The following is a 16,067-nucleotide window of genomic DNA, read 5'->3' as shown; positions in this document are numbered from 1 at the left end:
CGGGTACGGCCCTCTCTGCACGGAACGGTTCGCCGCGGGGTCAGAGTCCCAGGACGCGTTGCCCCAGCCACTCCCCCTCGACGAAGCCGGGCAACACCGCGAACTCTGCCGAACCGATCGCGGTGGTCCACTCGTTGAGTTCGTCGCCCTCGTCGAGCATCTGCTGGATCGGGACGAACTGGTCGAGCAGGTCGGCCTGGTAGGAGCTGAAGATCAGCCCTGCCTCGGACGTCCGCCCGTCGGTCGTCTCGTAGTTGGCGCCCTTGCGGAAGATCCGTCGGCCGCCGTGGGTGGAGGGGTGCGAGCGACGCACGTGCGCGAGCGGGTTGATGACGTAGCGCTCGCCGTCCTTGGCCGAGAGCCGGACGTCGTCGAGTTCCTCCCCACCGGTCAGCGGTGCCCCGGTGGGCAGGTCGCGTCCCACCGACCCCTCCTGCTCGGAGCGGGTCAGGGTGTCCCAGACCGGCAGGTCCATCCGGATCCTGCGCACCACCAGGGAGGTTCCTCCGGCCCAGACACCGTCGCGGATCCAGACGGTGGTGTCGAACAGGTCGGTGCCGGGACGTGGGTTGGCCGAACCGTCGACCTGACCGAAGACGTTGCGTCCGGTCATCTCCTCACCCGACGGCGTGTACCCGTTCCAACTACCGCTCTGACGCCACCGCTGACGTGCCCACGGAGTGGCGTCGGCGACCATGCGACGCACCACGTGCCCGACGGTGGTGCCGTCACGTCCGGAGACCGCAACGAAGAGGTCGCCGCCGCTCCAGGCGTCGTCGAGTTCGTCGTGCTTCATCGCCGGGACCCGACCGAACCCGGCCGGGGCCTCGATCCCCCAGGCGGTGGTGAACAGGCGCGGCCCGAGCCCCACGGTGATCGTCAGGTCGGTGTCGGCAGCCACGAGCCAAGGGGCGGTGTCGCCGGGAGCACCTCGTCCTCGGGTGAACGCCTCCACGTCTCCGGTCCACACCCGGAGCAGCCGCGCCAGGGCGTCGACGTCGGCGCTGCGGCGCAACTCGGAGGTCAGGTCCAGGGCGACGAGCTCGGTGAACGACGACGGGTGCGCCGCGACACCGGGCTGGTGCGCGCCCCACGGACTGATCTCGCGGCCGAGGCCGGACGGCGCCGACGTACTGACCCGTCCTTCCTCGCCTGCTCGCGCGGTCGCGAAGCCCGCTCCGGCGCCGACGACGGCACCCGCCGTCGCGGAACCGAGGTAGCCGAGGAACCCGCGACGACGCACCCCGCTGCTGTCCAGTTCAGTGCTCACGTCAGTGGCTGTGCTCGGCGGTGCCGGGGGCGTGGTAGTGCCCCTCCTCCTCGGTGAACGCCTTCACCGGGGCGTCGACGGCGACGGTGGAGCCGTCGGAGAACTCCAACGTCAGCGCGACCTCGTCGCCGGGCGCGAGTTCGGTCTGCATGTCCATCAACATGACGTGGTTGCCACCGGACTGGAGCAGCTGGGCGCTGCCGGCGCGGACCTGGAGTCCGTCCTCGACCTGCTGCATGACGGACTTGCCGTCGACCATCACCATCTCGTGGATCTCGGCCCGGCCCGCCACCTCGGTGCGGGCACCGGTGAGGGTGACGTCGGTGTCGCCGGTGTTGTCGATGACCATGAACGCGGCGCTCATGGTGGTGTCCTTCGCGCCGGCGGTGGCACGGACCCAGGCGTCGCTGACCTCGACGCTCGACTGGTTCGTCGTCTGGGTGGCAGAGGCGTTGGGTGTGTCGTCCTTCTCCTCCTCACCGCACGCGGCGACGGTGGTCGCGAGGGTCAGTCCGAGCGCAATCGCGCTGAGGCGGCGTGCGGTGGACTTACGGGTGGAGTGGGCGATCTGGATGAACGTCTTCATGGTCGTCTCCGTGGAGCGGGCGCGACGAGGCGCGCGAACGGGCGTGCAGGTGTGAGTGCGGGCGCGTGAGGGCAGGCCTCAGGCAGCGAGCACGAACGGCGGAGCACGCCCACGGTCGACGCCGGTGGCGAGGACCTGGGAGTCGAAGGTCTGCGGTCCCTCGGTGTGGAGTGGACGGCGGGCACGGGTTCCGCATGCGGCGGCGAGGACACTGGCCCGACGCAGGGCGTACCGCGCACGGGCATCGGCACGCACCGCCGCGAGGGCGAGCAGGCGCCACAGAGCGTCCTCCCCCACAGCGAGGAACAGGCCGATCGCTGCTGCCGCCCCCACGTGGGCCAGGAGCATGAACGGGCCCTGGGCGGTGAGGTGGTCGACCTGGTGCGGGATCCAGTCGTCGGGTGCGTAGGTGTTGGCGGCGTCGGTGCTGGCCCGGAAGCGCTCCAGGAGGCTTCCTCCACCGGTCGGTGCCCCCAGCGACGCCGGTGCGAGCGGCGGGAACTGTTCCGCCACCTCGCCACGGTGACCAGCGGTCGCGGAGAGCACACCGTGCACCCAGGTCTGCCCGGCCAGGAGCATCACGACGATCCGGGGTGCGGAGGCCCGCACCATCAGCAGCAGGGCCGACCCGAGCAGGCAACTCCCCCACAGCAGCGTGAGCGCGAGTGCCCCGGGAAGACGACCGTCGGCCAGGGCGTGCGAGACCACCCCGGCCAGGAGCGCGACGGACGCAAGCACGGCAGCACGACCCCACACCAGTCCCGGCGTGAGGGCTGCTCCACCAGAGGTGGGTCGTCCGCTCAGGTCCACGCCGTCATCGTAGTCGCGCAGGGGTGAGCCGTCCGGCGGTGGACGCGACGACGGCGTGACCCCGATGGGATCACGCCGTCGTACGCAGTGCTGAGCAGTGCAGTGGATCAGTTCATCGTCTGCGCGATCGGGAACAGTCCCTTGAGCAGGTCCGCCATGGTGATGACACCGATCGCCTTGCCCTCGGCGTCGTCGACCAGCACGAGCTGGCTCTTGGTGCGACGCATGTGGGCGAGGGCGTCGTAGACCTTGGTGTCCAGGCCCAGGTGCTGCACCTTGCGCAGGTACGGGCTGAGGCCCTCGGCCGGGTTCACGGTGAGCGTGTCCCGCACGTGGACCATGCCGACCACCGAGTGCTGGTCGCCCACGAGGATCCGCAGGTGGCCCGAGGAGAGCGACGCGGCCTGGACGTCCCCGACCGTGGCGACACGCGGCACGGTCGTGAGGCGGCTGTGGCGGACGACGTCGCCGAGGGTGAGCTTCTCGAGCTGGAGGGCACCGGTGAGCTGCGCGGTGTACTCCTCCTCCAGGGCACCGACCTCGGCGGAGTGCTCCACCAGGTGCAGCAGCGCAGCGGGGCTCTGACCTGCCTCGAGGTCGTCGGCGGCCTCGACCCCGACCTTGCCCAGGAGCCAGTTGGCGATCCCGTTGAGCGCCTTCAGGACGGGGCGGAAGATCCACATGAAGGCACGCATCGGGAGGGCCAGCATGATCGCGGACTTCTCCGGGTGCGCGATCGCCCACGACTTCGGCGCCATCTCACCGATCACCAGGTGCAGGAAGGTGACGATGAAGAGCGCCAGCACGAAGCCCGCCACGTCGGCCGGCCACAACGGCATGCCCCAGCCCTCGAGGACGGGGGTGAGCCAGTGGTGCACGGCGGGCTTGGTGATCGCACCGAGCGCCAGGGTGGCGACGGTGATGCCGAGCTGCGAGGCAGCCAGCAGGATCGTGAGCTCGGAGGAACTGCGCAGGGCAGCACGGGCCGAGGCGCTGGTGGCCGCGGCGTCCTCCAGCCGGTGGCGTCGGGCCGAGATCAGGGAGAACTCGGCTGCGACGAAGAACGCGGACAGGACGATGATGATGACGGTGGCGGCGAGCACCACCCACGGGTTCTCCATCAGGCGTCCCCTTCCTTCTCGGCGCGCGCGTGCTCGGCGTGCCATGCGTCGGAGCCGCCGGTCATGTGCGCCTCGGGCTCCTCGTCGGGGCCTTCGGGCTCGACGTGGGCAGCGGACTCCTCGGCGGAGACCAGACGGAGCCTGACCATGCCGGGGATGTGACGGTCCAGCTCGATGACCTCGATCTCGGCCTCGCGCCAGTCCGGCTCACCGGGCATCAGACCGAGGTCCTCGCCCAGGTCGACACGGACAACGGTGCCGATGTCGGGGAAACGACCGTGGAGGTCGATGACCAGACCGGCCACCGTCTCGTAGTCGCCCTCGGGCAGGTCGCGGTCGATGGCTCGCTCCACCTCGTCGACCGGGGTGACGCCGGAGATGAGCCAGCCGTCCTCGGACGCCTTGACGTAGGGCTGGACGGTGTCGTCGTCGTGCTCGTCGGTGATCTCACCGATGAGCTCCTCGGCGAGGTCCTCGATGGTGATGACGCCGTCGAAGCCGCCGTACTCATCGATCACGCAGGCCATCTGCTGCTTGGCGCGGGCGAACTCGCCCACCGCCTCGGGCAGACGCATCAGCGTGGGGACGAGCAGTGCTGGGTGTGCCAGGTCGGCTGCGGTCAGCGTCTCGTCGCGCGCCGCGAGGACGTCGACGAGGTCGACGATCCCGACGATGTGGTCCTCGTCGTCGAGGATCGGGTAGCGCGAGTGCCCGCCCGACATCTCGACGCGGAGCTCGGCGAGGGTGGTCTCGGGGTCGACGGTGTCGACCCGCACACGCGGCACCATGGCGTGCTCGACGCTCTCCTCGGGGAAGTCGAGGATGCGGTCGAGCAGCAGCGACAGGCCCGGGGGCAGGTCGCCGGTGTCGCGGGAGTGGGCCACGATGTGCTCGAGGTCCGCGGCGTTGGCCGCGTGCTCGACGTCGTGGACCGGCTCGATCCTGATCGCCTTGAGGAGCAGGTTGGAGGCCTGGTCGAAGAACCAGATCACCGGACCCATCACCTTGAGGTAGACCAGCGTGGAGCGCGACAGCCACCGGGCCACGGGCTCGGGCCGGGCGATCGCGAGGTTCTTGGGGAACAGCTCGCCGAGGATCATCTGCACCACGGTGGAGAGGACGAGTGCGAACACCGTTCCCACCGCGATGCCGACGGCCTTCGGCACGCCGACGCCTCCGAGGAGGTCACCGAGTGCCTGACCGACGAGCGGTTCTGCGACGTAACCGACCAGGAGGCCGGTCACGGTGATGCCCAGTTGGGCACCGGACAGCATGAAAGAAGTGCGACGGGTGACCGCCAGCGTGCGTTCGGCGACCGAGTCGCCCTCGCTCGCAGCGGCACCCAGCGTGGAGCGGTCGACCGCCATGTAGGCGAACTCCTGCGCCACGAAGTACGCGGTGGCTGCGGTGATCACGACGATCACCACGAGGCCTGCGACGAGGGACAGCAGCGACATCATGCGCGTGCCTCCGTCAGCGGGCGGACCGCACTCGACTCGTCAGGGGCTGCGCTTGGCCCGGGCCTGTACCCGGGTCTTTGATGTTGATCCATCTCTCTTCTCTGGACTGGGGGGACGTCTCGGCGTGACAACGTCTCGGGACACGTCGGTTCCCGTATCGAGAATTGTCTCCGGTGCAGTCAAGTCCTTCAACTCGACCCGCGAAACTCGTTCCGCCCGGCCCCAGACACAGCGCGTCACCCACCCGCCGACGCCACTGACGGTGTCGATGCGAATGGCCGGAAACCGCCGAGAACGGTCAAGAATGGGACAGAAGAAAGCGCCTCCGATGACTCCTGTAATAAATCGGACTGAATGGATAATTTAGTCCTCAAGTTATAGACTTCGCCGGCAGTCGTGGCTGTGCCGCATTCCGCCAACTGATGCCGCACACGAGCACCACGAGCCCCCCGGGGAGCGCCAAGCGTGACCCACGACAAGGGACACCGCTTTGTTCTCCCTCCTCCCCGTTCCGCAGTCGGTCATGCCTTCGGGCGACACCGCCCCCCGACACGTACTCCCCCTCCTGGTCGTGCTGCTCGCCCTGGTCCTGGGCGCGTCCCCGGCCCACGCCGCACCTGCGAGCGACCAGGACGCTGACGCCCAGGTCTTCCCCGGACTGGTCGCCACCGGACCCGAGCACACGTGCGGCGTCCTCTCCCCCGACGAGGTGACCTGCTGGGGTCGCGGCCACGTCGGCCAACTCGGCCAGGACTCCGACCAGAGCATCGGCGACGGCATCGGCCCCGCGCTCGACGCGACCGCGCCCGTGGCCCTGCCCGGCAAGGTCACCGCCGTCGCCGTCGGCGACCTCCACTCCTGCGCCCTGACGTCGAAGGGTGGCGTCCACTGCTGGGGCAAGGGCAACGACTCCCGCCTCGGACGACGCGGCACACACCACGTCGGGGACTCCTCCGCGCACTCCGTCACCCAGGCACCGGGGGTCGCACTCAGTGGCCGGGCGACCGCACTCGCCGCAGGAGGAGACGCCACCTGTGCCGTCCTCGCCGGCGGCGACGTCGAGTGCTGGGGACGCACCTCCGGGCCCCGGCCGGTGGCTCTCTCCGGCCCGGCCACCACGCTCGACGCCTCGGCGCAGCAGTCCTGCGCCGTGCTCGAGAACGGAACCGTCGAGTGCTGGCTGCCGGGGCGTGCCCCGCAGCGGGTCACCCTCGGCGACACCGCCGCGAGCGTGTCCGTCAGTGACTCCTCCGCGTGCGCCGTCCTCGACGGCGGCGAGGTCGAGTGCTGGACCCGCGGCTCCGACGCCGTCTCCCAGCCCCTCCCCCACGCGGCCGCCGCCGTCTCCGTCGCGGACGAGCAGTCCTGCGCCGTGATCGGCGCGGGCGACGTCTGGTGCTGGGCCTCGGGCGAGGACGCCTCCGACACCGGGGTGCAGGCGGTCTCCCTCAGCGTCACCTCGACGTCGGCCTGTGCCGTGACCACCTCCTCCGCGCTCCTCTGCTGGGGCGACGGTGCCTGGGGCAAGCTCGGCCACGGCGACGTGGACGACCGCACCCCGACGCTCGAGATCCCGGCTGTCCCGTCCAGCGCCGTCGACACCACGACCGTCTCCTTCGGAGGCGGTTCTGCCATGTCCGACGACCAGCACGACGGCGGCCTCAGCCCCTGGTGGCTGACCCTCCTTCTTCTTCCCTGCGCAGGCGCCGTCTGGTGGCTGCGTTCCCGTCGTCCCCAAGGAGAGCGCGCATGATGCGCCGTTCCACGACCCTCGCCACAGCATTGGTGGCCCTGGTCTCGAGTGCGCTGACCATCTCGGCCGCACCGGCCCAGGCCGACGACGTCGTCCAGTGGTACGCCTGGACCAACCAGTCCGGCGACAACACGTGGTCGAACCCGAAGAACTGGAACGTCGGGGACCTCTCGTCCCCCGACGCCGAGATCGTGGTTCCCACCATCGCGCCCGGTGCCGGCTCCGCGTCCCAGGACGCGGTGCGCATCGACGCCAGCCGACTCTCCGGGCCCACCGCACGGGTCCGCGTCGACGCCGCCGCGCCGCCACAGATCGACCGCCTGGTCACCGTCGGCGACGTCACTCTTTCGGGCGGCAGCATCGTCGTCGAGGAGGTCGAGCTCACCGGCAACGGCGAGGACGAGGGAGAAACCCCGGCCCAGGTCCGTGTCTCGACCCAGCTGCTCGCGCCCTCGGACGCCGTGACCGGTCGCACCGTCATCCGCAGCGTGGAGGGCGAGGGCACCCTGACGCTGACCAAGTCGGCGCTCACCACCTACACCCACCTCATCAACAAGGGCAGCTTCTCCGGCCTGGTCCTCCAGGAGGCCTGCCCCTGGACCGAGACCGACCTGGAGGACGAGTACACCCACCTCGAGAGCGACACGTCCGGTTCTTCGGTGCTGGTGCTCGACGGCACCCAGCCGACCTACGACTGTGACGGATCCACCGCACCGGTCGTCGAGGCTCCGCGCGCCGTGAAGGCCGCGGCCGGCGACTCCGGCATCACGATCAGTTTCGAAGCTCCCGTGAACGAGCCCACCGACTCCTCGGTGATCCGCGACTACCTCGTCACCCGCTACACCGACGTCGACGACGACGGCCTCCCCGTCGCCGCGACCGGTGTCGAGCTCGCTGTGGTCTCGGTGGATGGTTCGGTCGTCTCCGGTTCCGGCCAGCCACTCGTCCTGGCACCTGACAAGGCACCGAAGCGGTACGAGGTCACCGACTCCGCGAAGATCGTCCTGGGCAGCGTGGCCGAGCCGATCCTCTTCGACCCGCTCGCCTCGTACTACTACACGGTGCGCACCCGCACCGCGACCGAACAGAGCGCCGAGTCCGCGCCGGTCAACGCAGAGATCGTCGAGGACGGCAAGGTCGAGGTCAGCGTCTCCACCCGTGCCACGCCCCGCCCCGGCCTGACGGTCCCGATCGACGCCCGCGTGGTGAACTCCGGCAAGGAGCGCTTCGGCACCGTCGACGTCACCGTTGCCCTGCCCGCGAACTCCTTCCAGACCCTCCCGGTCTCCGAGGACCTCCTGCCCTCCGACGGCTCGACGGACCGCGGATGGACCTGTACCACCGCCGTCATCCCCGATCAGTACACGCTGGTGAACTGCTCGAACCCGGCCAAGCTCAACGCCGGCCGTGCCTACCCGCTGCTCAGCCTCCACGTGGACGTCCCGAAGGACGCCGCGCTCACGACGTTCGACGTCAACTACTCCGCCACCACCACCCGTGACGTCGACGGTGTCACCACCCCGATGCCGCTGTCGAGCCAGGTGCCGATCGGGTTCGAGGTCCTGGAGCCCCACCGCGCCCACCTGAGCGCGGAGGTCGGCGTCCCCGGGCAACTCCCGGCCCTGGACGAGGGCGGCAAGACCGCCTGGGAGCCGGTCACCGTCCGTGTTGCCAACGACGGCAAGGCCGAGACCACCGGACCGGTCACCGTGACCGTCCCGCTGGCGTTCCCGCACGAGAAGTCCGCAGGCGCCGTGGTCGCCGGCCCCGGTGCTGTCGCATGGAACGCCCAGGAGGACGTCAAGGACCCGACGCCGGGGTGGACCTGTTCCGCCGCGCTCAGCGATGCCGAGCAGAGCGTCACGTGCGTCACCGACGCAGCAGTCCTGGCTGGATCCGCCACTCCCGACCTGCTCCTCCCGCTGGCTGCCGTCCCCGTCGCCGAGGGCACCGCCCCCTACGACCTGGCCGTCCAGGTGGAGTCCACCGACGCCTTCGGTCCGGTGGCCGCCCCCGCCCGTGCCTCGGTCAAGCTCCCCGTCCTCTCCCCCGCGCTCCTCCTGCCGAACGCCGAGAAGCAGGACGTCGCCGAGTGGACCCCCGAGGGCGCCCTGGTGGACATGGCGTCCACCACGAACGTCACCCTTCCCGAGGAGGGCCGGACCGCAGCCCTCTCCGAGAGCGCCGTCCTGACCCTGGGCGCCACCAACAGCGGCCAGGTCGCCTTCTCCGGAGCCCTCACCTTCGTCGAGACCGTCCCGATGGCCTCCGAGGTCCGTCTGGTCGAGACGGGCGGGTGGTCCTGCGACCGTGACGCGACCACCGTCACCTGCACCGACGACGACGTCGAGGTCAAGGCCGGTGGCACCGTCACCGGTCCGACCCTCGTGGTCAGCCCCGTTTCCACCGCCCCGGTGATGCCGGCCTCGGCCTTCGCCGGTTCGCTGCACACGATCTCCGTCGCCACCGGCCAGTCGGCCACGCACAGCACGCCGATCACCACCGATCTCAGCACTCCTGCCGGTCAGGCCATCCCCCCGCTCTCGACGCAGGGGACGCTCGAGTCCGCTCCGCTGACGCCCGGTTTCCACACCGAGGCCACGTTCTCACTCAAGGGACACCCGACCTTCGGTGACGTCGACGCGGGCGTGCTCGCGTTCCTCGTCCCGAGCCAGGTCACCCTCGACGACGACGCCGACAAGCCCGCGATCACCATGACCGGGTTCGCCGACGACGCGCCGCAGCCGGTCTGCGAGTCCTACGGCGACACCTTCCCCGGCGGCCACGAGGGCGTCGTCCTGTGCGACTTCGACCAGGTGATCCCCTCGGGCAGCCAGGGCGACGCAAGCGTGGGCATCACCGTCGGAGACAACGTCGCCGGTGCGCTCCAGTTCCCGATCGGCCTGCTCGACGTGGCCGGCGACACCCCCGCCGAGCGGTTCATCGCCGCCTGGGACGTGCTGCGTGCCCGAGGCGCCTCCGCGCTCCAGAGCTCCAGCGTCCTGAGCGCCGAGTCCGTGCTGATCGCTCCCGCCGCCGGTGAGGACCAAGAGGTCGAGGCCTCCACCCCCGACGAGGACGGTCTCCCGAACCCGACCCAGGTGAACCTCGACGCCTCCGCATCGGTCTCGATCGGACGCCCCTTCACCTACACCTGGACCCAGGTCGCCGGCCCGGCCGTCACCTGGCTCGACACCGACGGGAAGGCGACCGACGAGAAGCCGAAGAGCGCCACCGGTGAACGTCCTTCGTTCCTGGCGCCCGGCGTCTCCTCCCCCACCGCCCTGACCTTCTCACTCCTGGCGAAGGACTCCCAGGGGCCGGCCACCGGCACCGACACCGTGAACGTGGTCGTGAACCCGGCTGCTCCCAGCGCTCCGGTGATCAACCAGATCACGCTGCTCGACGCCGAGGGAGCGCGCGAACTGAACGCGCTCAAGACTCCTGAGGCCGGCACCGAACTCACCCTCGCGGTGCGCTACAACGACGCCGACAGCGACCTCGTCACCGTCACCCCGAAGGTCGCGGTTCCCGCCGAGCTCGCGAACCTCCCGTTCTCCGAGCTCTCCAACGCCAAGACCGGCATGACCGGACGGGCGACCTACCGCTTCGTGTGGCCCCGCGACGTCCAGCGTCTCGCCCTCTCCGTGCAGGCCAGCGACGGCACCGTCGACACCTCCGGCACGTCGTCGGGCACCCGCGCGGACTTCGCGATCGGCCCGGACGCCAGCACCCTGGGCATCTCGGTCGCGGGCCCCGTCGAGACCGTCTCCCCCGGTGCCTCGGTCGACCTGACCGTGGACCTGGTCAATGACACCTTCGAAGGTGCCAGCACGCAGCTGACCTGGAGCCAGGTCTCCCGCACCCAGTCCTCCAGTGCCCGGGGCACGCTCACGCCCGACGAGGACGGCCGCACCGCCGTTCTCACGGTGCCTGCCACCGCGCGGCCCGGTGACGAGATCACCGTGCGCACCCACGCCCGTCGTGGTTCGGGCTCTGCCTCCGCCACCGCGACCGACACCACCACGGTGACCGTCGGGGCCCCGGACCCGATCGCCATCGGCGATTTCTCCCTCGAGGGAGCTTCGGGTCAGGACGACGAGTTCGTCGAGGGCGACGCCGCCACCTTCGCGGTGGAGATCTCCGGTGGCGTGGCCCCCTACGAGACCGAGTGGTCCACCATCATCGGCGACACCGAGATCGAGGCCGTCACCGACGACGAGGGCGAGGGCAACGTTTCCCTCGTCCGCGCCACCACCGCCGAGCTGCCCGTCGGCGTGGCCGCCTTCCAGCTCGACGTCACCGACGCCATCGGACAGACCAGCGGCCAGGTCGTCGAGTTCACCGTCGGCGAGTACGTCGAACCCGAACCCGACTCCCCCGCCTGCGCCACCGACGGCCCGCTGGGCATGGTCCTGACGATGGCTCGTTCCTTCGTCGAGACCGGCGTCGACGTCACCAACCACGTGGTCGTCACCTACGGCGACGCCGTGGTCGACTTCGGCGAGGCCGGCGCACTGCTGTCCGGTCTCCCCGACAAGGTCGTCTGCAACGACGAGCTCGTGATCGGTTTCACCGATGCGGGCATGACCTACCGAGGCATCGGCCTCACCGGCCTCAAGGGCTCCCTCAGCACCGAGGGCATCACCCTCGACGAGGGCACGGTCGCACTCCCGTCGGCCTGGAACCTCGGCTCGGTGACCCTGGCCGAGGTCAAGATCTCCTTCGAGGACTACGCCGTCACCGGCACCCTCAGCGCCGCTGACCTCCCGCTGCTCTCCGACACCGGTCTCGACCTGAGCCCGGTCACCACCACCCTCACTCTCCGCGAGGACGCCCTGCTGATGCAGGCCTCGGTGTCCCAGGTCGAGGGCTCTGGCCAGGCAGGCGTCACCGGCGCCTACTGCTGGCCCGACTCCGAGGGCTGCGGTGACATCCCCGGACTGATCAAGGACGCCGAGGAGACCGCTGAAGACGAAGGCTCCGAGGAGAAGAACGATGAGGACGACGACCTGAGCGGGGACCTGGTTCCCGGCGAGCTCTTCGTCCACGTCTCCGCCGAGGACTTCGAGGCCTTCGACGCCGCGTTCGGCGGCACGGGCCTGCTGCGCCACACGACCGGCAGGACCACCGGCTCGGTCTCTCTGGAGCTGAGCGACGGTGAGGTCGAGCTCGGCACCGACGCCGTCGTCATCGACGGCGCCTCCCTGGAGTGGACCCCGAAGGAGCTCGGCTTCGAGCTCTCCGGTGTCGTGGCGTCCAAGGCCGCGATCAGCATCGAGGGCAGCTTCGAGGACAAGCACAACTGGTCCGCGACCGTCACCGGTGGACTCGCCGAGGACTGGGAGGCCGCTCCCGGCCTGAAGTTCACGAAGTACGACGCCGAGGCGAAGACCGGAGCCTCCGTCACCGGAACCATCGCCAGCTCCACCGAGGAGGACGCGGAGGAGGACGCGGACGCTGCGCCGGCTGCTGCCCCCGCCAAGGACGTCGACGCGAAGGACGACGACGCGAAGGACGACGAGAAGAAGGACTGCGCGCCCTCCCCCAAGGAGGACGACGAGAAGAAGGACGCTGACGCCAAGGACGGCACGAAGGACGACTGCGAGGAGGACGAGGTCGAGGCCACCCTCTCGATGTCCCTCGCTCTGGCCTACGAGGGTCGCTGGAAGGTCGGCGCCATGAGCGTCGAGCGTCTGGGCGTCCAGATGGGCCTGCGCGCCGCTGCCCCGGTCGTCTGTGGCCTCGACGAGGACACCGTCGTCGACGACGTCTACTTCGCCGTCGACGGTGTCGCCAACGTCAAGACCGGCAGCACAGCGGTCGACATCGGCGCCGAGTTCTGCGTCGTGCCCGGCACGTCGTGGCGTGCGGTCACCACCGCCAGCGCTCCGTCCCTGACCCCGGTCCAGGGCCTCACCCTGACCTCGGTCCAACTCGCCGCCCAGCACACCGCCAAGCCGAAGACCACCTCGATCTCGCTGGCTGCGTCCGGCTCCGTCGTCGGTGTCCGCGGTGCCGCGGTCGTGGCCGTCGACGCAGACGCCGAGGGCACTGACCTCGCCGCCAGCGTCACCGTCAACCTCGGCGACATCACCGGCGCCCTCAGTGGCACCGGACGCGTGATCTACACCAGCAAGCCGATCGCAGACCTGGGCTCCTCCGTCCTCAACGCCGGTCTCGGCGGCGTCGCCAAGGACGCGGCCAGCTGCGCCGACCGCACCAGCAACCCGACCGTGAACGGCATGAAGGTGCCGGCCGGTTTCACCGCGATCGGCCAGTTCTCGCTCGGCCAGGACGCCTGCGAGTTCCTGTCGAAGAAGCTGGACTTCCCCGCCGCCACCAACGTGGTCGCGACGGTCTCGCTGAGCGGCACCACCCGCACCGTCGAGCTGGCCCTCTCGGCCGGCAAGAACGGCGTGAAGATCTTCGAGAAGTCCGACGGCACGCGCCTGCAGCTCAACACTGCGTCCCTGCGTCTGGCCACCGACGGATCACTCTCGATCCTGGGTGCTTCCTCGCTCTTCATGCCTCGCCCCGACGAGGTGGGGGGCAAGAACCTCGCGCGCCTCGACGCCACGGCCGGCCTGTCGATCAGGCTCGCCGGGGTCCCCAGCGTCACCGCTGCGCTGACCGTCGACGGCGACAACTGGACGAACGCCCTGGGCATCGAGGGTCTGACCCTCTCCCGGGCCGCCATCCAGGTGGGCGTCGTGTTCTCCGCGATCCCGACTCCGTCGGTCGGCATCGCGGCGACCGCCACGAAGCTGCCCACGCAGTGGAAGAACGCCCTCGGCGTCGTGGCGGACGAGAAGGTCTCCTTCGCGCTCAACATCTCCGTCGACTCCCCCATCGTCTCGCTGACGCTGGGTGAGCAGGACGGCCGCACGTTCATGAAGCCCGTCCCGGGTCTTCCTGATGCGCTGCAGATCGATGCAGCCCAGCTGACGATCGCGCCGTTCGGCGGGAAGATCGGTGAGGTCGTCTTCCCGGCCGGCTTCACGGTCTCCTTCGACACCCAGGTGCTGGGTGTGGGCGTGCACTTCAACGCCGCCCTCGACATGGCCACCCCGTCCTTCGAGGCGGACGCCAACGTCGGCGCCTTCAGCGTCGGACCGGTGGCCCTGGACGAGACGACGGTCCACCTGAGTGTCGCCCCGAAGGAACTGAAGTTCACCTTCACCGGTGGCTTCACGATCAACGCCACCCCGGGCAGCAACGCCTCGACCTCCGCCACCCGCGTCACGGCGAAGGTCGACGTCGAAGCCCTCGCGTCGGGTTCGTTCAACCTGGCGTTCTCCGCAGCGGGTCGCAACATCCCGCTCGGCACCGTCGCCACGATCGAGAACCTCGCGCTCAACGCCTCGGTCAAGCTCGCCAAGGGAACCGACGCCGCGCGCAACGGTTTCTCCCTCGACGGTTCGGGCCAGATCAAGGTCCTGGACAAGCGTTTCGTCCTCGGCGGATCGGTCGTCTACTCCAGCGGTTCGCTGCAGTCCCTGGACGCCGTCGCCGCCTCCGACCCGTTCTCGCTCGGAGGCCTGGAGGTCACCGGCAACGGCTGTTCGCCGACCGCCCTGAAGTCGCTGCCGGTGAGCCTCACCAGCGGCCCTGACAAGATCACGTTCCCGGCCACCGGTCCCTGCCTGCAGGTCGGTGTCCACCCCGGAACCACGACTCCCGTCATGATCGCGATCAGCGCCAAGGTGGCCGTGACGGGGCTCTCCGTCGAGCTCGACGGCAGTGTCGACGCCACTGGCGTCGCGATCAACACCGCGCAGGTCCAGCTGACCGACCAGGCAACGGCGACGATCCACAACTCGCGTCTGTACTTCTCCCCCACCAACACGTTCGGTGGCGCGACCATCACTTCGCCGGTCACCGGACGTTCGCACCCGGTGCAGAACGGAGACTTCCGTCTCCAGGGTGCGGCCGCGGTGAAGCTCGCCGGCTTCGTGGAGGGCGACCTCCAGGTGGACGTGGGTCGCATCGGCGCAGCCAGCGACGTGTGGGCCAAGGGAACGCTGGCGGTGGGTCTGCTGCAGTCCGCCTCGTCCCCGATCCACGCCGACCTGAAGCTCGACGGCAACTTCGCCAAGACCGGCAACACCTACGACTGGGCGATGGCGGGCAAGTCCGACCTGATCCTGGGCGGTACCCGGAGCGGCAACGGATGGGTCAACGGCTACCGCGTCGCGAGCGCCAGCTTCAGCCTGAAGCCGTCCGGCTTCACCGCTGCCGGCACGCTCGACGCCGGGATCGTCCAGGCCGACGTGAACGCTGACCTCGCATGGTCGAACGGTTTCTCGTTCACCGTCCAGGGCCGCGGCCGGATGACCCTGCTCGGTACCGGTGTCGACGCAGCGGTGCTCGTCACCAACCGGAGCACCCAGGGTGCCGGCGTGATCGTGGCCAGCGCCGACGTCAACGCCAACATCGGCCAGTTCGTCAACGCCCGTGTCTCGGGAACGTTCACGACGACCGGCGCGACCTGCCTGTCCGGCAGGGGCTCGCTCAACGTTCCCGTCGGTGCGGGTGCACCGAACCTGGCTGACGTCGCGGCCTCGGTCTGCACGACAGGCGTGCCCAACCAGGCCGCAGGCTTCAAGGCGAACGCCTCGGCGTTCAACGGCACGATCAACCTGGGTGTCCAGATCACCGACGCCTCCGGGTTCCACGTGTACGGCACGGCGTCGCTCCCCCACCGTTCCATCGGCGGCATCGAATGCTGGGCATGGGGCAGGATCTGCGGCGGCGCCGAGGGGGCGCTCAACGGCACCGTGATGCTCTCGATCTCCAGCCAGCCGCGCTCCTTCTCCGCGGGTGGCCAGAACTGGAACGTCGGCAGCGGTATCGCTGTGGCCGGCGTCGCCAACGCCTACCTCAAGGTCTGCGTTGCCGGCTGCGGCTCCATCCACATGGGTGCCTCGATCTCGTACAACCCGACCAGGTTCTGCGCGACCGCGTTCGGCGAGGGCATCTGCTACACCCCGCCGGCATCCCTGAGCTGGGCCTGACATGGACCGTTCCCGTTCTCGTTCCTCCCGTTCACCTCTGAAAGGTCTTT

General features: G+C 69.8%; 7 protein-coding genes. 2 read left to right on the top strand and 5 right to left on the bottom strand.

Annotated features, from left to right (window positions below; all coding sequences use genetic code 11):
* Nucleotides 1–40: 40 nt before the first annotated feature.
* From EOV43_RS04240 to EOV43_RS04220, 5 genes are all read right to left on the bottom strand, one after another.
* Nucleotides 41–1,270 (bottom strand): Dyp-type peroxidase, encoded by a 1,230-nt coding sequence (locus EOV43_RS04240; protein WP_128219828.1) that lies wholly within the window; start codon nt 1,268–1,270, stop codon nt 41–43.
* A gap of 1 nt (nt 1,271) precedes the next feature.
* Nucleotides 1,272–1,856 (bottom strand): copper chaperone PCu(A)C, encoded by a 585-nt coding sequence (locus tag EOV43_RS04235; protein ID WP_128219827.1) that lies wholly within the window; start codon nt 1,854–1,856, stop codon nt 1,272–1,274.
* Between the two features lie 78 nt (nt 1,857–1,934).
* A complete protein-coding gene (locus EOV43_RS04230; protein ID WP_128219826.1) occupies nt 1,935–2,666 on the bottom strand; it encodes a hypothetical protein in 732 nt (243 codons plus the stop codon).
* A gap of 107 nt (nt 2,667–2,773) precedes the next feature.
* Nucleotides 2,774–3,787, bottom strand: coding sequence for a hemolysin family protein (locus EOV43_RS04225; RefSeq protein WP_128219825.1), 1,014 nt, complete (start codon nt 3,785–3,787; stop codon nt 2,774–2,776).
* On the bottom strand, nt 3,787–5,247 hold the full coding sequence (locus EOV43_RS04220) for a hemolysin family protein (protein WP_128219824.1): 1,461 nt from the start codon (nt 5,245–5,247) through the stop codon (nt 3,787–3,789). Before EOV43_RS04220 ends, EOV43_RS04225 begins: the two co-directional genes overlap by 1 nt.
* Before the next feature lie 571 nt (nt 5,248–5,818).
* Between EOV43_RS04220 and EOV43_RS04215 the strand changes: the two genes are divergently transcribed.
* Nucleotides 5,819–7,000, top strand: a complete 1,182-nt coding sequence (locus tag EOV43_RS04215) for an RCC1 domain-containing protein (protein WP_164878717.1) — start codon at nt 5,819–5,821, stop codon at nt 6,998–7,000.
* On the top strand, nt 6,997–16,017 hold the full coding sequence (locus tag EOV43_RS15325; RefSeq protein WP_164878716.1) for a hypothetical protein: 9,021 nt from the start codon (nt 6,997–6,999) through the stop codon (nt 16,015–16,017). The genes EOV43_RS04215 and EOV43_RS15325 overlap by 4 nt, the downstream gene beginning before the upstream one ends.
* Nucleotides 16,018–16,067 lie beyond the last annotated feature (50 nt).

This window comes from Nocardioides yefusunii (assembly GCF_004014875.1).
Taxonomy (GTDB): domain Bacteria; phylum Actinomycetota; class Actinomycetes; order Propionibacteriales; family Nocardioidaceae; genus Nocardioides; species Nocardioides yefusunii.
The sequence above is the reverse complement of the archived record's forward strand: the minus strand, read 5'-3'. Positions and strand labels throughout refer to the sequence as shown.

What these genes read in the sequence shown, in the direction of transcription:
- EOV43_RS04235 (WP_128219827.1), bottom strand. Translation starts at nt 1,856, where the DNA reads ATGAAGACGTTCATCCAGATCGCCCACTCCACCCGTAAGTCCACCGCA.
- EOV43_RS04225 (WP_128219825.1), bottom strand. Translation starts at nt 3,787, where the DNA reads ATGGAGAACCCGTGGGTGGTGCTCGCCGCCACCGTCATCATCATCGTC.
- EOV43_RS04220 (WP_128219824.1), bottom strand. Translation starts at nt 5,247, where the DNA reads ATGATGTCGCTGCTGTCCCTCGTCGCAGGCCTCGTGGTGATCGTCGTG.
- EOV43_RS15325 (WP_164878716.1), top strand. Translation starts at nt 6,997, where the DNA reads ATGATGCGCCGTTCCACGACCCTCGCCACAGCATTGGTGGCCCTGGTC.